28 protein-coding genes are annotated in these 23,807 nt (G+C 63.5%); 9 read left to right on the top strand and 19 right to left on the bottom strand.

Features of this window, described 5'->3' with window-relative positions; translation table 11 throughout:
• Position 1 precedes the first annotated feature (1 nt).
• Positions 2-910, bottom strand: coding sequence for a DMT family transporter (locus tag FHU12_RS14205; RefSeq protein WP_141970069.1), 909 nt, complete (start codon positions 908-910; stop codon positions 2-4).
• A gap of 136 nt (positions 911-1,046) precedes the next feature.
• On the opposite strand from FHU12_RS14205, the gene FHU12_RS14210 reads away from it, so the two are divergent.
• Entirely contained in the window at positions 1,047-1,481 is a 435-nt protein-coding gene (locus FHU12_RS14210) for an Lrp/AsnC family transcriptional regulator (protein WP_063988798.1), read from the top strand.
• Here the strand turns inward: FHU12_RS14210 and dinG are convergent, their stop codons facing one another.
• The 4 genes from dinG to FHU12_RS14230 form a co-directional block, all read right to left on the bottom strand.
• Complete coding sequence (gene dinG, locus FHU12_RS14215; protein ID WP_141970071.1) at positions 1,482-3,680, bottom strand: ATP-dependent DNA helicase DinG; 2,199 nt, start codon at positions 3,678-3,680, stop codon at positions 1,482-1,484. It abuts the gene before it with no gap.
• 66 nt (positions 3,681-3,746) lie between these two features.
• Positions 3,747-4,139 (bottom strand): tautomerase family protein, encoded by a 393-nt coding sequence (locus tag FHU12_RS14220; RefSeq protein WP_141970073.1) that lies wholly within the window; start codon positions 4,137-4,139, stop codon positions 3,747-3,749.
• A complete protein-coding gene (locus FHU12_RS14225; RefSeq protein ID WP_141970074.1) occupies positions 4,129-4,461 on the bottom strand; it encodes a carboxymuconolactone decarboxylase family protein in 333 nt (110 codons plus the stop codon). The genes FHU12_RS14220 and FHU12_RS14225 overlap by 11 nt, the downstream gene beginning before the upstream one ends.
• 124 nt (positions 4,462-4,585) lie before the next feature.
• Positions 4,586-5,242 (bottom strand): glutathione S-transferase family protein, encoded by a 657-nt coding sequence (locus FHU12_RS14230; RefSeq protein WP_141970076.1) that lies wholly within the window; start codon positions 5,240-5,242, stop codon positions 4,586-4,588.
• A gap of 241 nt (positions 5,243-5,483) precedes the next feature.
• On the opposite strand from FHU12_RS14230, the gene ompC reads away from it, so the two are divergent.
• The 3 genes from ompC (at position 5,484) to FHU12_RS14245 (ending at position 8,456) form a co-directional block, all read left to right on the top strand.
• Positions 5,484-6,581 (top strand): porin OmpC, encoded by a 1,098-nt coding sequence (gene ompC, locus FHU12_RS14235; RefSeq protein WP_141970078.1) that lies wholly within the window; start codon positions 5,484-5,486, stop codon positions 6,579-6,581.
• 178 nt (positions 6,582-6,759) lie between these two features.
• On the top strand, positions 6,760-7,608 hold the full coding sequence (locus FHU12_RS14240) for a GNAT family N-acetyltransferase (RefSeq protein WP_141970080.1): 849 nt from the start codon (positions 6,760-6,762) through the stop codon (positions 7,606-7,608).
• A 17-nt stretch (positions 7,609-7,625) separates the two neighbouring features.
• On the top strand, positions 7,626-8,456 hold the full coding sequence (locus tag FHU12_RS14245; protein WP_141970082.1) for a 5'-nucleotidase, lipoprotein e(P4) family: 831 nt from the start codon (positions 7,626-7,628) through the stop codon (positions 8,454-8,456).
• 3 nt (positions 8,457-8,459) lie between these two features.
• On the opposite strand, the gene FHU12_RS14250 is transcribed toward FHU12_RS14245, so the two are convergent.
• The 6 genes from FHU12_RS14250 to FHU12_RS14275 all read right to left on the bottom strand — a co-directional run bounded on the left by FHU12_RS14250 (position 8,460) and on the right by FHU12_RS14275 (position 13,043).
• Complete coding sequence (locus FHU12_RS14250) at positions 8,460-8,978, bottom strand: GNAT family N-acetyltransferase (RefSeq protein WP_141970084.1); 519 nt, start codon at positions 8,976-8,978, stop codon at positions 8,460-8,462.
• A gap of 2 nt (positions 8,979-8,980) precedes the next feature.
• On the bottom strand, positions 8,981-9,550 hold the full coding sequence (locus FHU12_RS14255; protein WP_141970085.1) for a helix-turn-helix domain-containing protein: 570 nt from the start codon (positions 9,548-9,550) through the stop codon (positions 8,981-8,983).
• 69 nt (positions 9,551-9,619) lie between these two features.
• A complete protein-coding gene (locus FHU12_RS14260; RefSeq protein WP_141970087.1) occupies positions 9,620-9,931 on the bottom strand; it encodes a branched-chain amino acid transport AzlD family protein in 312 nt (103 codons plus the stop codon).
• A complete protein-coding gene (locus tag FHU12_RS14265; protein ID WP_141970089.1) occupies positions 9,928-10,638 on the bottom strand; it encodes an AzlC family ABC transporter permease in 711 nt (236 codons plus the stop codon). Before FHU12_RS14265 ends, FHU12_RS14260 begins: the two co-directional genes overlap by 4 nt.
• Positions 10,639-10,709: 71 nt before the next feature.
• Positions 10,710-11,558 (bottom strand): AraC family transcriptional regulator, encoded by an 849-nt coding sequence (locus tag FHU12_RS14270; protein WP_141970091.1) that lies wholly within the window; start codon positions 11,556-11,558, stop codon positions 10,710-10,712.
• A gap of 30 nt (positions 11,559-11,588) precedes the next feature.
• Positions 11,589-13,043, bottom strand: a complete 1,455-nt coding sequence (locus tag FHU12_RS14275) for an MFS transporter (RefSeq protein ID WP_141970093.1) — start codon at positions 13,041-13,043, stop codon at positions 11,589-11,591.
• Between the two features lie 103 nt (positions 13,044-13,146).
• On the opposite strand from FHU12_RS14275, the gene FHU12_RS14280 reads away from it, so the two are divergent.
• The 4 genes from FHU12_RS14280 to FHU12_RS27155 all read left to right on the top strand — a co-directional run bounded on the left by FHU12_RS14280 (position 13,147) and on the right by FHU12_RS27155 (position 15,787).
• Positions 13,147-13,800 carry a helix-turn-helix transcriptional regulator gene (locus tag FHU12_RS14280; protein ID WP_141970095.1) on the top strand — a complete coding sequence of 218 codons (654 nt, stop codon included), beginning with the start codon at positions 13,147-13,149 and terminating at the stop codon, positions 13,798-13,800.
• Positions 13,801-13,979: 179 nt separating this feature from the next.
• Entirely contained in the window at positions 13,980-14,474 is a 495-nt protein-coding gene (locus tag FHU12_RS14285; protein ID WP_141970097.1) for a DUF2878 domain-containing protein, read from the top strand.
• 109 nt (positions 14,475-14,583) lie between these two features.
• Complete coding sequence (gene yedA, locus FHU12_RS14290; RefSeq protein ID WP_141970098.1) at positions 14,584-15,507, top strand: drug/metabolite exporter YedA; 924 nt, start codon at positions 14,584-14,586, stop codon at positions 15,505-15,507.
• A gap of 103 nt (positions 15,508-15,610) precedes the next feature.
• Positions 15,611-15,787 carry a YohO family small membrane protein gene (locus FHU12_RS27155; RefSeq protein ID WP_004939348.1) on the top strand — a complete coding sequence of 59 codons (177 nt, stop codon included), beginning with the start codon at positions 15,611-15,613 and terminating at the stop codon, positions 15,785-15,787.
• On the opposite strand, the gene FHU12_RS14295 is transcribed toward FHU12_RS27155, so the two are convergent.
• The gene (locus tag FHU12_RS14295; RefSeq protein WP_141970100.1) at positions 15,775-16,686 is read right to left on the bottom strand and encodes a LysR family transcriptional regulator; all 912 of its coding nucleotides are present in this window, start codon (positions 16,684-16,686) and stop codon (positions 15,775-15,777) included. The two genes, FHU12_RS27155 and FHU12_RS14295, sit on opposite strands and share 13 nt — an antisense overlap.
• A gap of 132 nt (positions 16,687-16,818) precedes the next feature.
• On the opposite strand from FHU12_RS14295, the gene FHU12_RS14300 reads away from it, so the two are divergent.
• Positions 16,819-17,538, top strand: coding sequence for an SDR family oxidoreductase (locus tag FHU12_RS14300; protein ID WP_141970102.1), 720 nt, complete (start codon positions 16,819-16,821; stop codon positions 17,536-17,538).
• Positions 17,539-17,544: 6 nt separating this feature from the next.
• Here the strand turns inward: FHU12_RS14300 and FHU12_RS14305 are convergent, their stop codons facing one another.
• From FHU12_RS14305 to FHU12_RS14335, 7 genes are all read right to left on the bottom strand, one after another.
• Positions 17,545-18,306 (bottom strand): phosphate/phosphite/phosphonate ABC transporter substrate-binding protein, encoded by a 762-nt coding sequence (locus FHU12_RS14305; RefSeq protein WP_141972991.1) that lies wholly within the window; start codon positions 18,304-18,306, stop codon positions 17,545-17,547.
• 28 nt (positions 18,307-18,334) lie between these two features.
• The gene (locus tag FHU12_RS14310) at positions 18,335-19,108 is read right to left on the bottom strand and encodes an ABC transporter permease (RefSeq protein ID WP_141970104.1); all 774 of its coding nucleotides are present in this window, start codon (positions 19,106-19,108) and stop codon (positions 18,335-18,337) included.
• The gene (locus tag FHU12_RS14315) at positions 19,105-20,040 is read right to left on the bottom strand and encodes an ABC transporter ATP-binding protein (protein WP_141970106.1); all 936 of its coding nucleotides are present in this window, start codon (positions 20,038-20,040) and stop codon (positions 19,105-19,107) included. Before FHU12_RS14315 ends, FHU12_RS14310 begins: the two co-directional genes overlap by 4 nt.
• A complete protein-coding gene (locus tag FHU12_RS14320) occupies positions 20,037-21,197 on the bottom strand; it encodes an ABC transporter permease (RefSeq protein WP_141970108.1) in 1,161 nt (386 codons plus the stop codon). The genes FHU12_RS14315 and FHU12_RS14320 overlap by 4 nt, the downstream gene beginning before the upstream one ends.
• Before the next feature lie 61 nt (positions 21,198-21,258).
• On the bottom strand, positions 21,259-22,188 hold the full coding sequence (osmF, locus tag FHU12_RS14325) for a glycine betaine ABC transporter substrate-binding protein OsmF (RefSeq protein ID WP_141970110.1): 930 nt from the start codon (positions 22,186-22,188) through the stop codon (positions 21,259-21,261).
• Positions 22,189-22,228: 40 nt separating this feature from the next.
• The gene (locus tag FHU12_RS14330; protein ID WP_141970112.1) at positions 22,229-23,260 is read right to left on the bottom strand and encodes a fatty acid desaturase; all 1,032 of its coding nucleotides are present in this window, start codon (positions 23,258-23,260) and stop codon (positions 22,229-22,231) included.
• 156 nt (positions 23,261-23,416) lie between these two features.
• Entirely contained in the window at positions 23,417-23,791 is a 375-nt protein-coding gene (locus FHU12_RS14335; RefSeq protein WP_141970113.1) for a cell envelope integrity TolA C-terminal domain-containing protein, read from the bottom strand.
• Positions 23,792-23,807 lie beyond the last annotated feature (16 nt).

Genomic DNA, 23,807 nt, shown 5'->3' on the forward strand with positions numbered 1-23,807 from the left:
ATCAGCCGGCGCGCCGGCCGTCCGAGGCCGGCAGCAGTCGCGCTCGCCGCTCGCCCAGCAGGTTCATGCCCGCCGCCGCCAGCAGAATGATCGCCGCGCCCAGCAGCTGCCATGCAGACAGGCGGTGGCCAAACGCCAGGCGATCCACCAGCATGGCGGCGATCGGGTAGATGAACGACAGCGAGCCGATCAGGTTGGTGGGCAGCTTCTGCAGCGCGCCGTACATCAACACATACATCAGGCCGGTGTGCAGCACCCCGAGCGTCGCCAGCATCCCCCACTGCCCAACGCTGGCCGAAACGTGGAAATCCACCAGCGGCAACAGCATCATCGCCCCTACCGTCACCTGGATCAGCGCAATAAGATGCGGCGGCGTGCCCTTCAACCGCTTGGCCGCCAGCGCCATCAGGGCGTAGAAAAACGCCGCACCGAGCGCCAGCGCAATGCCCGTCAAATAATGGCTCTGCTCCCCCGTCTGCCGCGGCTGCGCCAGCACCACCAGCATCATGCCGCCGAACGCCAACCCCAGCCACAGCAGTTTGCGGGCGGTCAGCCGTTCCCCCAGAAACAGCGCCCCCAGCCCCACCAGCATAAACGGCTGAGTGTTGTACACCGCCGTGGCGATGGAAATAGAGGCATAGGAATAGGCGGCAAACAGCAGCAGCCAGTTGATCACCAGCGCGACGCCACCGGCGATCGCCAGCAGCAGCGTGGCGCGCGTCAGCGCATCGCGTCGCAGCTGCCCCAATACGCCGCACACCGCCAGCAGCACCAGCGCCCCCACCGCGCAGCGCCAAAACACCACGTTGATAACCGGCTGGCCGGACATCAGCACAAACCAGCCGATGGAGCCGGAAATCAGCATCGCCGCCGTCATCTCCAGCGATCCGCGTTTTATCTCTGCATTCATTCTGCGTTCCTCGAAGCTTGCCCAGAGACATAGCTTGCGGCTTTGCGAGGCGGCTTTCCATAGCATAAAAAAGGCAGATATGCTTAACTGCCTTTTTCTCGCAGCTATAGTAAAGAAAATACCTAACGGAGGCGTTATGGATGATATCGATCGCCAAATCCTGACCATTCTGGCGGAAGATGCGCGCGCATCGTTGAAGACGCTGAGCGCGCAGGTGGGGCTGTCGTCGCCGAGCACCTCGGAAAGGCTGCGGCGGCTGGAAGAAAACGGCGTGATCCAGGGCTATACCCTGAACGTCAATCTGCAGGCGGTGGGCTACGCCTTCGAGTCGCTGGTGCGCATCAAGCCGCTGCCGGGCATGCTGAAGAAGGTCGAGCAGCTGATTCAGGCGATCCCGGAAGTGGTCGAATGCGATAAGGTGACCGGCGAAGACTGCTTTATCGTGCGGCTGGTGGCGCACTCGATGGAACAGCTCGACCACACCCTCGATCGGCTGGCCGAGCATGCGCAGAGCAACACCTCGATCGTAAAAACCACGCCGGTCAAACGCCGCCTGCCGCCGCTGCTCTGATTAACGCCGCCGCTTGCGGGCAAACGAGTTGCCGCGCTTCTTCTCTTTTTTGGCCGCGTCGGCGGCGGATTTCAGCGCCGCCAGATGCGCCTTGTCGGCCTCCGGCACCGCGCGCTGCTCGATCGGGAACACCGGCAGCGACGCCAACAGCCGCGAACCGTAGTTTTTGGTCAACAGCCGGCGATCGTAGATCAGGATCTCGCCGTAGCATTGGTTGCTGCGGATCAGGCGGCCGACCTGCTGGATCAGGTTGAACGAGGCGCTCGGCAGGCTCTGCACTTCGAACGGATAGCGCTTCAGCGATTTCAGCCACTCGCCTTCGGTAATGATCACCGGGCTGTCGATCGGCGGGAACGCAATTTTGTGAATGTGTACCTGGGTCAGCAGCTCGCCTTTCAGATCCAGCCCTTCGGCGAACGATTGCAGCCCCACCAGCACGCTGGCGACGCCCTTCTCCACCCGCTTGCGGTGCTCTTCCACCAGCCGATAGCGCGGCTGGTCGCCCTGCACCAGCAGCATCAGCCGCAGATCGGTCACGTAGCTGAGGAAAGTCTGCATCGCCCGGTGGCTGCTGAACAGGATCAGCATGCCTTTGTGCTTGCCGCTCGCCTGCTCGGCGCGAAAACATCGCGCCATCTCCTCGAGGTGCTCCGCCTCGTTGGCGAGCGCCGGTTCGTAGCGCATCTGCGGAATGACAATCTTGCCCTGTTCGACGTGATTGAACGGCGAAGAGAGCGTTTCAAAGCGATCGCCGGCCTTCTCGCTCAACCCGCTCATCTCCTGCAAGCGCGCGAAGCTGTTCAGCGAACGCAGCGTGGCCGAGGTCACCACCACGTGCGGCACCTTGCGCCACAGCAGCTTCTCCAACTGGTCGCTGACGCGAATGCCGACGCAGTGTAGGTAGAGATGGGTAACGTTATCGCGCAGCTCGCGCGTGACCCATTTGGAGATCGGCGCGTTGGACGACTTGTCGAGCGCCGCCAGCCGCCACAGCTTGCTCATCGCTTCCAGATAGCCCAGCGTGCGACTCATCTGAATGATCGACCGGTGCAGGCGCACGATGTCGTGCTTGCCGGTCTGCTCGGTGAGATCGTTAAGCACGAACTCCGCCAGCCCGCGCAGCGCATCGGTCAGTTTGAACAGCCGCGCGCAACTCTCCACCATCTCCGCCGGCAGCTCGCCCATTTCAAAGCGGTGCTCGGCCGCCACGCTGTCGCCGGGCAGGTAGGCGCTGACCTGATGCTCGAAGATCTGCACCAACTCGCGCAGCTCCTCGCAATGGTTCTTCAGCCGCTCGCTGTTGGCCAGCCCCGGCGGATTCTTCGGCCGGTACTGCGTCATGCACTGCTCGACCTGGCGCACGATCATGTCCAGCTGCAGGTTGGTCGACAGCGCGGTAATTTCCCCGTCGATCTCCAACGCGTCGCGCGCCACCTCAGGCAAATGGTGGCCTTCGTCCAGCACCAGCAGCAGCTCTTTCGGGTTCGGCAGCACCGACTCCGTCTCCAGCGCCGCCATCACCAGAGCGTGGTTGGCCACCACCACGTCGGCGCTCTCGATCTCTTTGCGAGCGATATAGAACGGGCATTCGCGAATGTAGTGGCAGTTGCGCCCCAGACAGTTGGCCTTGTCGGTGCTCAGCTTGGCCCACAGCGGATCGTCGATGCTTTGTTGATAGTGATCGCGCAACCCATCCCACTCGAAGCGAGCCAACGCCTTGGTCAGCTTCTGGCACAGCGCCTGCTCTTCGCCGCTGGACGGCGCCAGCTCGTCGTCGAGGAACAGCGTCAGATCGCCCTGTTGACTGACGTCGGTGCTCATCGCCGCCAGGTTGCGCGGGCACACGTAGCGCCCACGGCCAAAGGCGCCGGTAAATTTCAGAGCGGGGATAATCTTCTTCAGCAGCGGCAAATCTTTGCTGTAGATCTGGTCCTGCAGCGCCACGTTGGCGGTGCTGACCACCAGCGGTTTGCTCTCCGCCCGCCCGACGGCGATGCCCGGGATCAGATAAGACAGCGTTTTACCGACGCCGGTCGGCGCCTCGATCGCCAGATGGCGCGGGTAGTCACCGGCCAGCGTCTTCGCCACCTCGGCGATCATCTGTCGCTGGGGCGCACGGGAAATGAAATCCGGTATTTGCTGCTGCAGGGCTTTGTACCACTGGCCAATCTGATCTTTAACTGCGGAGGAGAGCGCCATTCAACTCTTATCTAAACGAAATGATGGCGCTATTGTCCCACAGACCGCCGGCGACGTCAGCCCGAGTTACGCCTGCGGATCGATCATCGAGGCGCGCCCGGCGCTGAATGACCACTCATCCAACTGAGTGGTGGTGATCACCACCATCACATCCTCGGGGCGCAGCCGCAGGTTCTCCGCCAGCAGCGCCGCCAGCCGCCGGTAGAAACGCCGCTTGGTATCGGTGTCGCGCAGCCGCCCGGCGGTGATGTAAAACAGCACGAAATCCGCGCTGCGCGGCCCGCCGAGATAATCGCGATCGTAGATAAGCTCACCGGGGCGGTATTGATCGATCACCTGAAATTTATCCGTCGGCGGCACCTCAAAGGCCTCCACCAGCGCCTGATGCAGGCTGTCGGACAAGGTTTGCAGATAGTCGGCGGACTTGCCCTGATGCAGGGCGATACGGCTAAACGGCATGGTGGGCCTCCTGTTCCAGTTCGCGCAAGCGCGCCACGGCCGACGCCGCCGCGGGCCAGCCGGCGTAGAACGCCAAATGGGTGATGAGCTCAGCCAGCTGCTGACGCGTCACGCCGTTGCGCTGCGCCAGCTGCAGGTGAAACGGCAGCTGTTCCACGCGGTTGAGCGCCACCAGCGCGGCGACGGTAATCAGGCTGCGCTCGCGCGGGCTCAGCGCCGGCCGCTGCCAAATATCGTCAAACAAAACGCGGTCGCTGAGCTGCGCCAGCTTGGGGGCAATATCGCCGAACGCCTGTTGCCCGGCCTGGGATTCTGATGGCATCACACTCTCCTGTCAGTTGCGGATAGCCTTACGCTACCCGCCGCCACGGCGAGTGAAAATCGGGATTTTCGGCAGTCTCGGTTCAGAAAAACAGGAGGGTTCCCCGCCGGGCGGCGGGGAGATTTCACGATTCCAACGGGGCAACGCCGTCGAACTGAGCGCTCAGCAGCGCATTCAGCTCCGGCCGCTGCTCCACCCGTTCGGCGATGGCGTACAACCGAGGACAGTGTTGCCGGAACCACGCGCGGCCCGGCCGCCAGTTGCACATCACCGCCACGTACAGATCCAACGCGCTGAAGCTCTTGCCGAGAAACCACGGGCCCGCTGCACCGGCGGCGGCGTTCAGCAGCTGCAATAAACGCTCACGATAATCCATTACCGCGTTTTTCAGCTGTTCCGCCCCCGCCGCCTGCGGCTGCCAGCGCTGCGGATGATCGGCATAGGTGAAGGTGGGGTAAATCTCCGCGTTGATGAACAGCAGCCAGCGCAGAAAACGCGGCAACAGCGGCGAACCGCCGGGCGGCGCCAGCTCGGCATGCGGTGCACGATCGTGCAGCAGCAGAATAATCGCCGCACTCTCCGTCATCACTTCGTCATTGGGCAACACCAAGGTGGGCACCTGCCCCAGCGGGTTCAGCGCCAGCAGGCGATCGCGCTCCGGGCCGTCCTGCGCGTAGTCCACTTCCTCATAACCCCAGGGGAAAGCGGTCAACGCCAACGCGGCGGCCACGATCGTCGAGCCGCAGCCCTGCGTACCGAACAAAGTATAAGTATCGTGCATGATTCCTCCCGCAGCGGAACAAGGTATCGGTAACTGTAGACCAGCCGCCGACCGTCAGCTGAAGAAAAAATTCACCCTTTGCGCGACTTTTTTAATCGTTCGACATAAAAATGAATTTTTTGTCATAAATAGATCACATTACTACGGTAAAAATTCTCCGCCGCAAACAATCAGGCGGCACAGTAAAACAGCAATGCAACTGATGATAAGCGTCTTTCAATCGAATAAAGCAGGGTAACTCATGAAACGTAATCTTCTGGCCGTTATTATTCCGGCACTTTTACTTGCGCAAGCGGCACAGGCAGCAGAAATCTACAATAAAGACGGCAACAAACTCGATTTTTACGGTCGTGTGAAAGCCCTGCATTATTTCTCCGATGATGCCGGCAACGACGGTGATAAAACCTACGTCCGTATCGGCTTTAAAGGCGCGACCCAGATTAATGACATGCTGACCGGTTACGGCCAGTGGGAATATCAGATCGCCGCTAACCATTCTGAATCCGACGGCACCAAAGACACTAAAACGCGCCTGGGCTTCGCCGGTCTGAAATATAAGGACTTCGGTTCTTTCGACTACGGTCGCAACTACGGCATTATTTACGACGTCGGCGCCTGGACGGATATGCTGCCTGAATTCGGCGACGATGCTTACGTCAAAACCGACAACTTCATGAACGGCCGCACCAACGGCGTTGCCACCTACCGTAATAACAACTTCTTCGGTCTGGTCGACGGCCTGAAATTCGCCGTGCAGTATCAGGGCAAGAACGAAAACGACGGCCGCTCCGCCAGCAAGGCGAACGGCGACGGTTGGGGCCTTTCCTCCAGCTACGAAATCATCGACGGCCTGAGCGTGGGCGCCGCCTATGCCTCATCCAACCGTACCGCCAGCCAGAAAGCGGGCACCTTCGGCAAAGGCGACAAGGCCGATATCTGGGCCGCCGGTCTGAAATACGACAACAACGATGTCTATCTGGCTGCCACCTACTCGGAAAGCCGCAACATCGCGCCTATTTCCGGCACCGCCACCATCAATAACCGTTCCACCTCCGTCAGCGGTTTCGCCAATAAAGCGGAAGGCCTGGAACTGGTTGCGCAATATCAGTTCGATTTCGGCCTGCGTCCATCGCTGGGCTACGTTCAGCAGAAAGGCAAAGATATTGAAGGCATCGGCGATGCCGACCTGGTGAAATATATCGATGTCGGCGCGTATTACTATTTCAACAAGAACATGTCGACCTATGTCGATTATAAAATCAACCAGCTCGACAGCAATAACAAGCTGGGTCTGAAAGACGACAACGTGATTGCCGTCGCCCTGACCTACCAGTTCTGATGTGATGAATGAATAACCACCACTGCAAACTTTAGCGTCACTTGATACCCAGAGTTTTATTTCGCCGGGCGGCTGCGTCCGGCTTTTTTGTTTTTATTTTCCCGCCAACGAATGCCCCCCGCTTGCCTTGCAAAACAAACGGGTCTACATGTATAGCTTTCCCCAAGCGGAATCAGCCATGCATAACGACGGACGCTTCGACTATCACAACGCCGTGCGCTACAGCAGCGACGAACTGGCAAACATCCTCAGCCACTGTTTTGAAAACTACATCGTGCGTTTCGTGCTCGATGGGCCGACCTTCGCTGCCCGCTTCGGCGCCGAAGATCTCAGCCTGAATGACAGCCTGATCGTCACCCACCGCAATGAACCGGTGGCGGTGGCGCTGATCGCCCGCCGCGGCCGGCACAGCCGGGTTGCGGCCTTTTCCGTGCGCCCGGAGATGCGCGGCCAGGGGCTGGGCAAAACGCTGATGCAGCGGCTGGTGGCGGATGCACGTCGCCGCGGCGACCATCGGCTGTCGCTGGAAGTGATTGAAGGCAACGAAGCCGCACTGGCGCTGTATCATCGCGCCGGGCTGCGCATCGTGCGCACCCTGACGGGCCATCAGGCGCCGAAGGACGTGCCGCCAGGCACGGCGGCGCTGCAGGCGGTCGATCCGCTGACCGTCAGCCATCGTCTGACGGCGGAAGGCGCCACCGACCTGCCCTGGCTGATCGCCCCCGAATCGCTGTTCAAGCTGCCGGGCAAACCGCAAGCCTATACGCTCAATCGCCAAGCCTACGCCGTGGTAATGCCCGGCGCCGAGCACTGCTGGCTGCGCCTGATCTATGTGCCGCCGCAGCACCGCGGCCAGGGGCATGCCCGCACCTTGCTCGCGGCCCTGCAAGCGCAGTTCGCCCCTTTGCCGCTGACCGCCAACGTCTTTGTGCCCGAGGTGGCGGCCCCCTTCTTTACGCATCTTGGCTGGCGGCAGGATCCCCTGCGTCAGTTCGAGATGGATATGCTGCTGGACAGCCCACAATAAAAAAGAGAGAGATAACGATGGCAGGAAAACAGGTACGCACACTCACCCTCGGCGCGGCGGTCGGCGTCGCGCTGCTGACGCTGGCCGGGTGCGCACAGCCGCCGCACACCGATGCGCAGGCCCAGCAACGGCTGGCGGATCAGTCGGTGCTGGCGGTGAACTGGTTCCAACAGTCCGGCGAATACCGGGCGCTGGCACATCAGGCGTTCAACAGCGCGCAGCGCGCCTTCGATCAGGCCAAGGCCGCGCCGGGCCGTAAAAAGGCGGTGGTGGTCGATCTGGATGAAACCATGCTGGACAACAGCGCCTACTCCGGCTGGCAGGCGCAGCAGGGCCAGCCGTACGACGGCGCCACCTGGGCCAAATGGACGCAGGCCGAACAGGCCGGTGCGGTACCGGGCGCGGTGTCGTTCGCCCGCTACGTTAACACCCATCAGGGAACGATGTTCTACGTGTCGAACCGCAAGCAGAGCGAATACGCCGCCACGGTGGCCAACATGCAGAAGCTCGGTTTCACCGGCATGTCGGAAAAGACCGTACTGCTCAGCACCGACACCTCCAATAAGCAGGCGCGCTTCGACGCCATCAAACAAGCCGGCTATGACATCGTGGTGTACGCAGGCGACAACCTGAACGACTTCGGCGCCGCGACTTACCATAAGGACAATGCGCAGCGCCGGGCGTTCGTCAGCGAGAACCAGGGCAAATTCGGCACCGAATTCATCGTGCTGCCCAATCCGATGTACGGCGATTGGGAAAGCGGGCTGGCCCGCGACTACAACAAGCTGACGCCGCAGCAGAAGCTGCAGGTGCGCCAGCAGGCGATCAACGCCTGGGGCGGGCGCTAAACCTCACAGCAGTTTGTACATATAACAGGTGGCTTCCAACGCCCCGCCGTCGCTGGCGCGGGCGTATTGTGGGATGTCACCTGCCGCTTCGAACCCCAATTGGCAGTACAACCCCTGCGCCGCGCTGCCGCTCAGGGTATCCAGCACCAACAGGCTGCGGCGATGACGCGCCGCCAGCGCCTGCACTTCCTGCATCAACAGCCGCGCGACGCCCTGCCGCCGCGCCTGCGGGTGCACCATCAGCTTGACCACTTCCGCCCGGTGGCGGCCGTTGTCCGGCATCGCCAACAGCAGCTGCACGGTGCCGACCGGCCGACCGTTCTCGAGCGCCACCAGCATCGCACGCTCTCCCCGCGCCAGGGCCGGCAGCAGCCCCTGCCAAAACGCCCGCGCCTGTTCCAGCGTAAAAGGCATGACAAAACCGATGCTGGCGCCGTGCGCCACGCTGGCGTGCAGCATCTCGGCCAGGTCGGCCATGGCGCTTTGCGCCGCGTCGGCGTCCCACTGTTGCAATTCAATCATGGCTATGGCCTGCAGATAACGAGCGTGTAATGGGCCGGCTCATCGCCGGGGACATGGAAACGGGAGGCGCCGAACAGGCGGTAGCGCAGGCAGTCGCCGGGCGACAGCCGGAAAACGCGCCCTTCCAGCGTCAATTCCAGCTGCCCGTACAGCAGCCAGAGGTGATGCTCCAGCGCCGGAATCGACGGCAGGTCATAATCGATCTGCGCGCCGGCATCCAGCCGGGCTTCGATAAACTCGGCCTTATACAGTGCGGCGGGCGGGGAAACGGAGCGACGGTGAAAACCGCTGGCCCGATCGACCCACACCGGCTGTTGCGGCGGCCGCAGCAGCTCCGGCGGTTCGTCTTCGATTTCGCTCAGCAAGCGAGACATGGTCAACCCGTAGGCGGCACATAGCCGGTTCAGCAGCGACGCCGTCGGGCTGGTTTCGGCGCGCTCCACCCGCGAAAGCGTCGCCCGGCTAAGGCCGGTGCGCTGCGCCAGCGCCTCCAGCGACCACGCCCGCTGCTGGCGCAAATCCGCCAGCCGCTGCGCTAACCTCAGGTCGGCAGTCTCCAAACCATTATCCATCGCTCACGCTCCACCTCAAAATCCCATATAAGAGAAATAATCTCAAATTAGAGATATAGCAAGCGGATTTTAAAAAATGTCGCGCAGCGCGATGAAAATCAGCATGCTCAGCAACACCACCGCCAGCATGTTGCGCAGAAAGAACGCCAATATCACCGCAAACACCGTCCCCCACAGGTAAGGGTTGTCCGGCGCGGCGCGCAGCTGGTCGCCGCTGAAGGCGACAATCGGCCCGCAGATCGCCGTCAGCACCGCCGGCACGGAAAAGCTCAGCAGGGTTTTAACGCGCGGCGACAGACGCAGCGGCAGCCCCGGCGCCAGAAAACAGTAGCGGTTGAAGAACACCACCAACCCCATCAAAACGATCGTCAGCCAGATCATCGGCGTCCCCCGCTGCACAGCAGCCCGACCAGCATCGCCGCCACGGTGGCGATCACCAATGCGCCCGGCGTCTGGAAATGGTGCAACACGATGGAAAGCAGCAGCGCGGTCAGCACGCAGGCCAACACCGGCAGGTTGCGCACCAGCGGCACCACGATGGCGATAAAGGTGGCGGCGATGGAGAAATCCAACCCGTAACCGTCCAGATCGCCGGCGCTGCCGGCGGCTACGATGCCGAGCAGCGTGGAGAGAAACCAGCACAGGTAAAAAGTCAGCCCGGCGCCCAGCGCATACCAACGGTTGAAACGCGCCGGCGTCTGTTCGCCAGTCAGCGCGAACAGTTCATCGGTGAGCAAGAATCCCAGCGCCAGCCGCCAGCGCAACGGCAGCGGCGCGATGCGCTCCCGTAGCCGCAGCGCGTAAAGAAAGTGCTGGGCGGTAACGAAAAAGGTCGACAGCAGGAGCGCCAGCAGCCCGGCACCGCCCTTGATCATGCCCATCGCCACCAGCTGCGACGCCCCGGCGAACACGATAGCCGACATGCCCAGCCCCTGCGCCGGCGTCAGGCCGCTTTGCAGGGCCATCGAGCCCGCCAGTATGCCCCACGGCACCACCGCCAGGCACAGCGGCAAGATCGCCACTCCACCCTGCAGCGCGGGGCGCAGGCGGGCAGACGGCGGCGTGATGAGGGGGATTGAATCAGTCATGGGCTTCTCCTTCGGTTGAAGAAGTCAGCTTACGGCGCAGGCGCACACGGGTATTGCACCCGATTGCCCGACTATTTCAGCGATTTGACGTAGTCGCCCGGCGTGATGCCCATCGACTTGCGAAAATGGCGGTGGAAATGGCTTTGATCGTGAAAACCGCAGCTCAGCGCACTGTCCAGCACGCTGCTGCCGGCCTTCAGCATGCCGCGCGCCTTGCGCAGCCGCGCCTGAATTTGATAGGCATGCGGCGGCAGGCCGGTGGCCTGTTGAAACTGCCGCAGCAGGTAATAAGGGCTGAGCGCCACCCGCTCCGCCAGCTCCAGCAGCGAAACATCCGCCTCGGGGAAATCGTCGAGAAAGGCTTTCACCCGCGCCACCTGACTTTGCGCCCGGCTCTGCGGCGCAGGGTCGATACGGCTTTTGCCGTGTCGCAGCATCAGCCAGGTCAGCGCCGAAAACACCATGGTCTCTTTCATCAGCCGGTTCTCATCGCTGCGCAGCAGGCTGAACGCCATCCGCAGCTGGCCGGCCAGGCCGACGTCATGCACCACCGGGTTGGGGAAATAAGGCGTCGCGCCGGCGCCGATGTTCAGATCGCGCGATAAAAAGGCCAGCAGCTCCGGCGTCGGATACATCGCCTGATACGACCAGCCCTCTTCGGTGGCGGAACTGCCGGTGTGGATATCGTCGGCGTTGACCAAAATGATGCTGCCCAACGGCGCCACATGTTCGCCGCCGGTACGGTAGAAGCGCTGGGCGCCGTCGTCGATGACGCCCACGCAGAAGCCTTCATGGCTGTGGCGCGAGAAGGTTTGGCGGCGGTAGGTGGCCTGCAGCACTTCCAGCCCGCCGAGATCGTCGACGTGCATGAAATGGGCCTGTTCCCGGGATGCTTTGCGCGCTGCGCCTTCCACCTTCATCTTGCCTACCTCCGCTGAATGAGAGGCATTCTAGCATTCGCGCGAGGGCGGGTTTTGTACAAAATTGCCCGTCTCGGCCCCCGGCGGCGCGATCGCCGCGCAGCGCCAGGCGCTGAATATCGCCAGCAGCGGCGCCAGCGCGAACGCCAAGAACAGCCAACGCGCCGCCGATGCCGCGCCCGCCGCGCCGCCCGGATCGTTCAGCCCCGCCAGGTTAGCGATCATCCCAGCCAGCGCCGCACCGAATGCGGTGGCAAACAGCTGTACCGTGGTAATGGAAGCGCCGGCGATATCTTTGTCCGCTTCAGGCGCCACCTGCAAAATGCGCGTCAGCAGGTGCGGCCAACCGAAGCCGATGCCGAATCCCACCAGCAACAGCGCAATGACGATCGGCGCCAGCGCCTGCCAGTGGCCGCCGGACGGCACCGGCATCAGGATCGCCAGCGCCAGCAGCCCCACCAGCACAAACAGCGGCCCGCTGACGATCGCCCGGCGAATGCCCGCCCCGCGCCAACCGGAACTGAGGATCTCGGACAGCGTCCAGCCGGCGGCCATGGCGGCGGCGATATAGCCGGAGATCAGCGGCGACTGGCCGTGCAGCTGCTGCAGGAAATAAGGCACGAAGATCTCGCTGGTCATGCCGATCACCAGCAACGCGGTCGTGATGTAGAGCGCCGCCAGCGATGAGCCGCGCCGCAGTGCGCCGTGCGGCAACAGGCGAGCCCGCGAGTACGCTTCGCGCTTCAGCAGCCAGGCCATCAGCACCAGCGAGAGCGCGATACCCGCCAGGTTGATCCAGGCGCTGTGCGCCAGGCTGCCGGCGGACACCACCAGCACCGCCACGGTCAGCAGCAGCAGCTGCGCGGCCGGCAACGGTGCGGCCGCCTGCTGCGCTTTGCCCTTGGGCAGGATCAGGAAGGTAAACGCGGCGTACAGCACCATGATCGGCAGCAGAATGCCGAAGGCCCAGCGCCAGGCGTGCAGCTCGGCAAAAATGCCGCCTACCGCCGGCCCCACCAGGGTGGCGATGCCCCACATCGCCGAAATGAGCGCCATGATGCGCGGCCACAATCGCTGCTCGAACACCAGGTTGATCATCGCGTAGGAGAGCGCAAAGATCAGCCCGCCGCCGAAGCCCTGCACCGTGCGGCCGATCAGCATCACCGGCATGCTCGGTGCCAACGCGCACAGCGCCGCCCCGGCGATGAAGAACAGCGAAGCCACCAGATAGGCGCTGCGCGCGCCGTAGCCGCTGAGCAGCCGGGCCGACAGCGCGGAACCGAGGATCGACGCCACCACGAACAGCGTGGTGTTCCAGGCGTAGAGATCCAGCCCGCCGATATCCTGCACCACCGAGGGCAGAATGGTGGTGGCGACCAGAATATTGATGGCATGCAGCGCTACGCCGAGCGAAAGCGCGATCGCACTGGCCGCATTTTTGCCGGAGAAGAGGTCGCTCCAGCGGCTATCGTCATGGGTTATCACGGTTGTCGTCCTGTTTTCAGAGGAATGGCATTGAGTTGGTCATGAGATTGCGTTAAATTTAACAAGAGTTATCTTGGAATAAGTTAGGGCGAGGCGGAGAAATATGTCAAGAATAAACTTGGAAAATAGCGGCAGCACCGCACAATCGGTCAGTGACCGCTTGCTGACGCTATTGAAAACCCGCGGCCCGCAGCAAGCTTCTGACGCAGGAAAGGTGCTCGGCACCACCGGTGAGGCGGCCCGCCAGCAGTTCGTCAAGCTGGCGAAAGAGGGGCTGGTCGAAGCGGTGGCGGAAACGCGCGGCGTCGGCCGCCCGGTGCAGCTGTGGCATTTGACCTCGGCCGGCAACGCGCGCTTTCCCGACACCCATGCGGATCTGACGGTGCAGCTGCTGCGCACCGTGCGCGACAAGCTGGGCGAACAGGCGCTCGACGTGCTGATCGAGACCCGCGAGCAGGAAAACCGCATCAACTATAAGCAGGCGATGATCGGCGCCACCGATCTGCGCGAACGCGTGGCACGGCTCACCGAGATCCGCAGCCGCGAAGGGTATATGGCCGAATGGCGTCAGGAGGAGGACGGTTCCTACCTGTTGGTGGAAAACCACTGCCCGATCTGCGCCGCCGCTACCGTCTGCCAGGGCTTCTGCCGGGCGGAGTTGAGTATCTTCACCGAAGTGCTGCAGGCGCAGGTAGAGCGCGCCGAACACATTCTGGCCGGCTCGCGGCGCTGCGCCTACCGCATTTCGCTCCTGTAACACCGGTTTTTGCCCACGTTTTCAACCGGTACAGATTATTCTGCTTGTGCACCCCGCACCTTCCCTTCTAAGGTTGAATTAACGAACATTCAGACAAACAGCGGGCCTCGCGCCCGCTCTGGCAAACCCGTCAGCGCACTGAGCGCACGGCGGCAGAGTAACCCCACGGGAGTTGAACGATGAAGAAGCCGCATGCCGGATTCTGGCTGGCGACGCTGGGACTGGGCGTCTGCTGGCTGCTGGCGCTGCTGACTCGCGATCGGCTCAACGGCATACTGCTGGCCGGCGCCGCGCTGGCGCTGATCTTTACCCCTGCCGCCCGCCGCAAAGGCGCAGCCCTGACCGCTTTGGGCGGTATCGGCATGGATGGGCTGTGGAGCTACAGTGGCGTACTGCACTACAGTGGGCAACACGGCCTGCCGCTCTGGGCCATCGCGCTGTGGATCGGTTTCGGCTGCTGGTGGTATTGGCTGTTGGACGTGGTCAGAGCAGCGCCCTGGCCACTGGCGGTGTTGGGCGCCGCCGTCGGCCCCTTCGCCTACGCCGTGTCCTGGAAGCTGGACGCGTTGCTGCCCGGCGTACCGCCGGAGTTCATGCTGCTGCTGCTGGCCGTCGGCTGGTCGATTTACCTGCCGGCCGTCAGCTGGCTGCAGTGGAAACGACAGGACAGCTGAACGGCTTGCGGCGGCCGGGAAAAATAATGCCGAAGGCCATTGCTTATCGGTTGCCCGATCGGGTTTACTGAGCGTTCTAATAATAATCATCCCTGCAAAATACAATCCTATGCTTAGCCAACCAAGCCGTAGCGTCCTGCCGTTGATCGGGGCGTTGTTCACGTTATATATCGTTTGGGGTTCCACCTATTTCGTCATTCGCCTCGGCGTCGCGCAGTGGCCGCCGCTGATGATGGCCGGCATTCGCTTTCTGACCGCCGGCATCGTGCTGTTCAGCTTCCTGGCCTGGCGCGGCCACGCGCTGCCGACGCCGAAGCAGTGGCTGGCCGCCGGTGCCATCGGCATTCTGCTGCTGGCGGTAGGCAACGGCCTGGTGACGGTGGCGGAACACCAACACGTGCCGTCCGGCATCGCCGCGGTGATGGTGGCGACGGTGCCGCTGTTCACCCTTTGCTTCAGCCTGCTGTGGGGCATGCGCAACACCAAACTGGAATGGGCCGGTATTGCGATCGGGTTAGTGGGCATCGTGCTGCTCAACACCGGCAACAACCTGGTGGGCAACCCGACCGGCGCGCTACTGATTTTGCTGGCGTCGGCCAGTTGGGCCTTCGGCTCGGTATTGGGATCGCGCATCTCGCTGCCGGCCGGGCCGATGGCCGGCGCGGCGGAAATGCTGGTCGCCGGCGTGGTGTTATTGGTCGCCAGCCGGCTGAGCGGCGAGCACCTGGCTCAGATGCCGAGCACCAGCGGCTTTCTGGCGCTGGGGTATCTGATTGTCTTCGGCTCGATGCTGGCGATCAGCGCCTATATGTTCTTGTTGAAGAACGTACGCCCGGCGGTCGCCACCAGCTATGCCTACGTCAATCCAGTGGTGGCGGTGCTGCTCGGCATCGGCTTTGCCGGCGAATCGCTGGCACCGCGCGAGTGGCTGGCGCTGGTGATCATCGTGGCGGCAGTGGTGCTGGTGACGCTGGGAAAATACCTGTTCGCCCGGCCGGCTCGCGTGCAGGCCATCGACAGTGAACGGCAGTGATCACAAAGGGCGGTCTGCGCGCCGCCGTTAAAAACGATTCTTGTTTCACCCGGCGAAGGGGCTATAATTCCCGCTGTTCCAAGCAACCTGCGAAATTATTCCTATGCTGAAAAAAGCGTTCGTCATCGTCATCGCCCTGTGCGCCTTCGGTTCTCTGGGCGGCGTATTCCTCGCCGGGCTGAACATCTACACCCGTTCTACCACCCCGCACGAAGAAAGCGCGCCTGCCGGGGATACCGCCGCCACGCCGGCGCAAACCGAAACCCTTCAGGCCAAGTGATCGTCCATCCAACGCTGGCAGCGCTGCTGTAAAAAGCGCTGCAGCTGCCGGACGCGTTCCGATACCTGCGAGCGATGCGGGCAAACCAGATTGATCGGCACCGCGTCGCTGCGCCATTCCGGCAACAGGGGCACCAGCCGCCCGGCCCGAATGTCGGCCACCACGTCGATCGCCGACTTGCGCACCACGCCGTGTCCGGCCAGCGCCCAGCGCCGCGCCACTTCGCCGTCATCGGTAAAATAGCTGCCGTTCAGCGGTACTTCGATCAGTTCCTCACCGCGCCATAGCCGCCATTCCACATGCCGTTTGCCGCTGGGCTGATACACCAGAATGCTGTGCAGGGCCAAATCGGCCGGCGTTTGCGGCGCGCCGTGTCGCCGCAGGTAATCGGGGCTGGCGCAGATCAACCGCCGGTGCTGCGGCAAAATGGGCAGTGCCACCAGCGCAGAGTCGGCCAACGGCCCGAAACGCAGCGCCACGTCCACCGGCTCGCGAAACAAATCGGCCTGCCGGTCGTTGATCAGGAGCTGCAGCTGAATATGCGGATGCTGTAGCCGGAACTCATCCAGCCAACCGAGCAGCAGATTGCGGCCGAAATCCGACGGCGCGGAAATCTGCAGCACCCCGGACAGCCCCTGATGCTTCTCGCGGATCGCCTGCTCGCCTTCGGCCAACGCGCCCAGCGCCAGGCGTGCGCTGTCGAGATAGCGGGCCCCCTCCTCCGTCAACCTCAGGCTGCGGGTGGAACGCACCAGCAGCCGCGCGCCCAGCTGCTGCTCCAGCCTTTTCACCGCGATGCTGGCCGCCGCCGGCGTCATATCCAGCGCACGCGCCGCGGCGGAAAAACTGCCGCCGTCCACCGTGCGAACAAACACCTCGAGATCGACAAATGAGGTCATCAGCTCCCCTCCTTTAGCGCCATCGATTATTAATATTAATTTACAAGTGTTTGCTATTAGGCGGGGTTTTTTCCTCATTTTCAATCAGGAAAGATAGATCCCGTTGAAACTTACCTTAAAAGAGGCCTTAGCATGACAATTCCCGACTCCCCACTGAAACGACAAAAACTGGTGATCCTGGGCGGTACCAGCGGCATTGGCGCCGCGGTGGCCTACGCGGCGGCGGCGCGCGGCGCTGAAGTGGTGCTGGCTTCGCGCCGCCTGCCCCACGCCAGGGAGAAGAACGACGCGCTGCGCCTGATGCAGGCCGATCTGACCGATGAAGCGTCGCTGCATGCGCTGTTTGCCGCCGTCGGCGCCTTCGACCATCTGGTGATCACCGCCGGGCCGCTGGTGGAGGCGAAGCCGCTGGCGGAGACTACCCTGGAACGGGCACAGGCCGACTTCAACGTCAAATTCTGGGGCAGTTTGCGCGCGGTGCAGGCGGCGCTGCCGACGCTGGCGCCGCAGGGCTCCATCACCCTGACTTCCGGCCAGCTGTCGCGTAAATACCTCGGCGGTCAGCTGGTCAAAACCGCCATCAACGCCGCGCTGGAAGCGGCCGGCAAGCAGCTGGCGAAGGAGTTGGCGCCGCGGCGGGTGAACGTGGTCAGCCCCGGCATCACCGCCACCGAAGCCTACGACGGCATGAGCGCCGCGCAGCGTCAGGCGCTGTTCGAACGGGTTGGCGGTAGCCTGCCAGTCGGCAGGGTCGGCCAGGCGGCCGACGTCGCGGCAGGTTACCTGCTGGCGATGGAGAACGGCTTCGTGACCGGCAGCGTGATCGACATCGACGGCGGCGGCCTGTTGTAACGGCGGCTAGAGCGCCGTCACGCCCTGCCCGGCGGCCTGCTGTTCCAGCACGGTGATAATCTGATAGGCCGAACGCGGCACCAGGCTGAAATCGCCGATCAGCAGGCGGTCGCTGACCGCCTCATCCAGCATCGCCCGGGCGCCGGCGCGCAGGATTTCCACCTGTTCCGGCGGCGTGCCCGCCGCGGTGATCAGCGGCAAGCCGGGCACCGCCGCCGTGCGGCCGATGATTTTCAGCCCCTCCAGCGCCTGCGGCTGCGCGCGACGCAGCAGTTCCATGCTGATCGAATCGATGGCGGCGATATCCGCCTGCCCGCTGCGAATCAGCTTCAGCGACTGATAATGCGCGCCGGAGGCAATCGCCGCACCGAAGAATTTCCCATCCTGCGCCAACGGCGCGATCAGCGCGCGCAGGCCGTTGTAGCCGGACTGGGAATCGGTGCTGTTGTAAGCCACCGTCCGGCCGCGAAAATCCGCCAGCCGTTCGCCGGGGTCGCCCGCACGCACCACCAGCCAACTGCGGTAATTCGGCCCGTCGCACCCTTCAACCCGGTAGTGGTAGGTGCCGATCAGCTGCACCTGCGACAGGGTGCTGACCAACGGATAACCGCAGGTTTGGCTGAGCAGCAGATCGTCGCGCCGCCAGTGCTGCGCCAGATCGTCCGGCCAGCTGAGCCGCTCCGGCGCCGCCGGCAGCCCCAGCCGCAGCAGCTTGTCGCGCAATACCTGCCAGAAGGATTCGGCCTGCTCCCGGCCAACGCCGTACATCGGTAGAGACACCTGCATCATTTCCCCCTTACCCCGCCGGAGTGGTCGCCAGCGTCTGCTGGCGCCAGGCGGTGAGATAACGCACCCAACGTTCGAACAGCATATCGGTGATAATAGCCAACAACGCCACCACCGCCGCGCCCTGGATCACATAGGCGGTGTTAAACCCGCTCAGACCGATGATGATCGGCGAGCCGAGGGTCTTGGTGCCGACGGTGGAAGCGATGGCCGCCGTGCCGATGTTAATGATCACCGACGTGCGGATCCCGGCGACGATCACCGGCGCCGCCAGCGGCAGTTCGACCCGCCATAGAATTTGCCAGGCGCTCATCCCCACGCCGCGGGCAATCTCGCGCGTGGCGGGCGGCACCGATTCGATGCCCGCCAGCGTGCCCTGCAGGATCGGCAGCAGGCCGTACAATACCAGCGCAATGATCGCCGGCTGTTCGCTGAAGCCCATCACCGGCACCGCTACCGCCAGCACCGCCACCGGCGGGAAGGTCTGCCCCACCGCCACCACCGTTTCCACCAGCGAACGAAACTCCCGACCGCTGCGCCGGGTGACGGCCACGCCGGCCGCCACGCCGAGAGCCACCGCGATCAGGCTGGAGATCGCCACCAGCGACAGGTGCGCCCCCACCAGCGCGATAAAGCTGTCCTGCTGATTAATGGGCCGCTCCAGATCGGGGAACCAGGCGGCGAACAAGCCGCGCAGATGATCCATGCCGAACACCAGCGCCAACAGCAGCGCCAGCGTCCAGGGCAGCGGATCGCGCAGCAGGCGCCAGATGCGCCCGCTCATGACAGCGCCTGCCCGGCGATCAGATCGTTGAAGTGCAACACCCCCAACGCTTCGCCCCGTTCATCCACCACCGGCAGGCAGTCGCTGCCGCGCGCCACAAACACCGACAGCGCCTCGCGCAGGCTCATGGCGGCGGCGATCGGCTCGCCCTCGGCGATGCCGGGCCGCACCCGCTCCGCCACCGTTCCCAGCGACAGCAGCTTGATGCCGCGATCGCTGCGCCCGAAGAAATCGCGCACGAAATCGTTGGCCGGCGCGGTCAGCAGCGCCAGCGGCGTGCCCTGTTGCACCACCCGCCCCTGATCGAGCAGCACCAGGCGGTCCGCCAAGCCCAGCGCTTCGTCGATGTCGTGCGTCACCAACACGATGGTGCGGCCGGAGAGCTGATGGATGCGCGCGATCTCCGCCTGCAGCGCCGCGCGGGTGACCGGATCCAGCGCGCCGAACGGTTCGTCCATCAGCAACACCTCGGGATCGGCGGCCAGCGCGCGCGCCACCCCCACCCGCTGCTGCTGCCCGCCGGACAGCTGGTGCGGGTAGCGACGGCGAAACAGATCCGGCTCCAGATGCAACAGCTCCAGCAGCTCGGTCACCCGATCGCGAATGCGTGCGCGCGGCCATTTCAGCAGCTGCGGCACGGTGGCGATGTTCTCCTCCACCGTCCAGTGCGGAAACAGGCCAATCGACTGGATCGCATAGCCCATGCGCCGCCGCAGATCCTGCGGTTTGAACGACTGGATCTCTGCGCCGGCAAAGATAATCTTGCCCCGATCGTGTTCGATCAGACGATTGATCATTTTTAACGTCGTGGACTTGCCGGAACCCGAGGTGCCGATCAACACGGTGAATTCGCCCTCGGCGATGTGCAGCGTGAGATCGTCAACCGCCGGCTTGCCCTGAAAAATTTTGCTGACTTGCTCAAAGTGAATCATCGGCGCGATACGTCCAGGATTGAAACCCAAAATTTAAACAGCGAATCGACGATGACCGCCATCATGACCACCGGGATCACCCCCAGCAAAACCAGATCCAGCGCGCTGCTGAGCAGCCCCTGGAACACGATGGCGCCAAAGCCGCCGGCGCCGATCAGCGCCGCCACCACCGCCATACCGACGGTTTGCACCGCCAGGATGCGCACGCCGGTCAGGAACAGCGGCAGCGCCAACGGCAGCTGCACGCGCAGGAAGATCTGCCCGCGCGTCAGCCCCATGCCGGTGGCGGATTCGATCACCCCGGCCGGCACGCTTTGCAACCCCGCCACCACGCTGCGCACCAGCGGCAACAGCGCGTACAGCACCAGCGCCACGATCGCCGGCGCCATGCCGATGCCGCTGACGCCGTGTTCCGCCAGCCAGGGCACCGCCGTCGCCAGCCCCGCCAATGGCGCGATCAGCAGGCCGAACAGCGCGATGGACGGCACGGTCTGGATAATGTTCAGCGCGGAGAAAATCGGCCGCTGCCAGCGTTCGGAGCGAAAACACAGCACCCCGAGCGGCACGCCGATCGCCAGCGCCGGGACCATCGTCGCCAGCAGAATGGTCAGGTGCTGCAGCAGCGCGGCGTCAAACACCTCCTGGCGATTGTGGTACTCCTTCAGCAGCGACAGCTGATCGAGCTGATGCCCGAACAGCAGCAGCGCCGGCGGCACCAGCACCAGCGCGTTGCCCAGCATGCGCCACAGGTGCGACGCGGTGAGGCGCGCCATGGCGTCGGCGGCGATCAGCAGGCTCAGCGCCATCGTCAGCCAGCACCCGCTGCCCCAGGAGGTGCGCGCCAGGCGCGATCCCTCCTGCGCCAGGTGCCCGGCGGCCTGCCCGCTGATCCAAAAGGCCAGCGTCAGCACCCCGCAGGCGGCCAGCGCCGCCAACAGCGCCCGCCCCCGCGTCGGCGGCAACAGGCTGAGGATCGCCAATGCCGCCAGCGGTAACAGCAGCCACAGCGCCGAGCCATGCAGCAGGGAGAACAAGGAGAGGCTTTTGCCCGACAACAGGCGATTGGGGGCATAACTGAGGAACGGCAGGCCGAACGCGGCCAGCAGCAACAGCATGAACAGCGTCAACAAGACGCGATATTTTACGGCGATAGTCAAAGAAACGCTCCGGCTCCCTCGGTTTACCCCCTCTCCCGACGGCAGAGGGGGCACCTCGGCATTATCCCTTAACAAACCCTTTCTCTTTCAGGTAAGCGGCCGCCACCTGTTTGGCGTCCTGCCCTTCCACGGCGATCTGCGCGTTGAGTTTTTGCAGCGTCGGCCCGTCCAGCGAGGCGAACACCGGCTTGAGCAGCTCAGGCAGATTGGCGTGCGCCTTCAGCGCCGCTTCGCGCACGATCGGCGCCGGCGCGTAGATCGGCTGTACGCCTTTCGGGTCCGCCAAGGTCTGCAACCCCAGCGCCGCTACCGGGCCATCGGTGCCGTAAGCCATCGCCGCGTTGACGCCGGAGGTTTGCTCCGCCGCCGCCTTGATGGTCACCGCCGTGTCACCGCCGGCCAAGGACAGCAGCTGATCCTGATTCAGTTTGAAACCGTAGGCGCTCTGGAACGCCGGCAGCGCATCCGGCCGCTCGATAAATTCCGCCGAGGCCGCCAGCTTGAACTTGCCGCCGCCGTTGATCCACTTGCCGAGATCCGACAGCGTCTTCAGATGGTTGGCCTCCGCCACGTCCTGGCGAATGGCGATGGTCCAGGTGTTGTTGGCCGGCGCCGCGTCCAGCCAGACGATTTTGTTTTTGTCGTAGTCGAGCTGCTTCACCTTTTCGAAGCCGGCCTGGGCGTTCTTCCACGCCGGATCTTTCTCATCGGCGAAGAAAAACGCGCCGTTGCCGGTGTATTCCGGGTAGATGTCGATCTCGCCGGAGGTGATGGCGCCGCGCAGCACCTTGGTGGTGCCGAGCTGCAGCTTGTTGGTGGTCTTGATGCCGTTGGCTTCCAGCACCTGCACGATGAGGTTGCCGAGCAGCGAACCTTCGGTATCGATCTTGGAGCCAACGCGCACCGAGTCGGCCGCCTGCGCCAGGCCGCCGGTGGCCAGCAGGGCCAATGCGATGGCAAAGGAACGTCCGCGTGATAAGGTGATTGCCATACTTTTCCTCTGGTTATATGTTTTCCGGCTCATGGGCCGGTTAGGTTGGAAAATCCTGAGAAACGCGCTTCCAGCGCGCAATAAATTTTTCCGTCGGCGGGGCATCCCCTTCCCCCTGCGGTTCACCGGGGCGCAACGGATGCACACCAACGTCGATCGGCGTCAGGGCGTAATCGCGCAGCCACTCGCCATAGCCTTGCGCGACAAATCCCTGACTGCGCCGCTGATACGCCTCACGCTCCGCCAGATACACTTCGCGCAAACCATACCAGGGCAGGCCGGGCAGATCGTGATGCACTAAATGGTAGTTCAGATTGAGAAACAGCAGCCGCCACGGCCAGCCCGCCTCATTAATAATAGAACGTGCCTGCGGTGCGTCCACGGCGCGATGCTCAAAAAACGATCTTACCTTGGTCAGCGCCAGCGCCGGGTAGCTGATGGCCAGCAGGTAAAACACCGCGCCGATACCCTGCGCCTGCAGCCAGTTCAGCAACATCGCCAACAGCGACAGGTGCACTCCCCACATGCCCCAGGCGCGCCACTCCCCGGCAGCAAGCGCCTTCACCGCCCCGGCCAGGGTCGCGGCGATATCCAGCGCCGGGCCGAGGATCACCCGGCCGATCAGCGTATTGCGCACGGCGGCCAGCAGCGGCAACAGGCGGGGATAGCGCCGCCACTGCGCGGCGCTGAAGTAATAGCTTTCAGGATCTTCGTGCGGATCGGTCAGGTGGTCGTTGCGGTGGTGACGCAGATGCGAATCGCGATACAGCCCGTAGGGATACCACACCGCCAGCGGCAACAGGCCGAACAGCTGATTGACGCGCGGCCAGCGCGTCGGGTGGCCGTGAATCAGCTCGTGTTGCAACGACAGGTACCAGGTGGTCAGGAGGATCAACAGCGGCGCGCCAAGCCACGGGCCCAGCGTTTGCCACCCCAGCGCCACGCCGAACCAGCCGCCGTACACCGCCGCCATGATCCCCCAGGTGGGCAACTCCAGCCGCCAATGCCGGCGCCGATAAAGCTGCCTGATTCGTTCGCGCTGTTCGGGGTGCAAATAGTGGGCGTGGGACATGCTGCGGCTCGCGGTTGGGAATTTTCTCCCAGTATCCGTGAGCCGTGGCGGCGTTCAAAATAACGAAAATGGCAAAGCTAAGTGAAAATTCAGCGGGTTGCGGACGCGTAAAAGCGAAAAAACGGGCCGCGCAGGCGGCCCGTCGGTCACATCCCTTCAGGGAACGAAATCGAGCACCACGGCGTTGAACAGCGCGTACTCGGTGGCGCTGGCCATCGGCGGAAACTGCGCGTGCTGCACCGCCGCGCTGGCCGCCGCACACAGGGGCGCATCGCCCCTCACGATCTTGCTGCTCGCCAGCTTGCCGTCCGGCCGCAGCCGTATGCTGATGGTGCAACGTTGGCCGCGCGCGTGTTCCGGCAAACGCAGCTCGCGGCTCACCGCGTTATGCACCCGCACCGGATAACTGAGCGGTGCCGTGGCCTGCGCCTCGGCCTGCGGACCCGGCAACGGGGAGCCGGTCTGACGGCCGGCCCCCGCGCCACAGCCGCTCAACAACAACAGCGCCAACAGGCCTAATGTCTTTTTCATTCCCGATATCCTTATC

Origin of the sequence: Serratia marcescens (assembly GCF_006715005.1) — a bacterium.
Taxonomy (GTDB): domain Bacteria; phylum Pseudomonadota; class Gammaproteobacteria; order Enterobacterales; family Enterobacteriaceae; genus Serratia; species Serratia montpellierensis.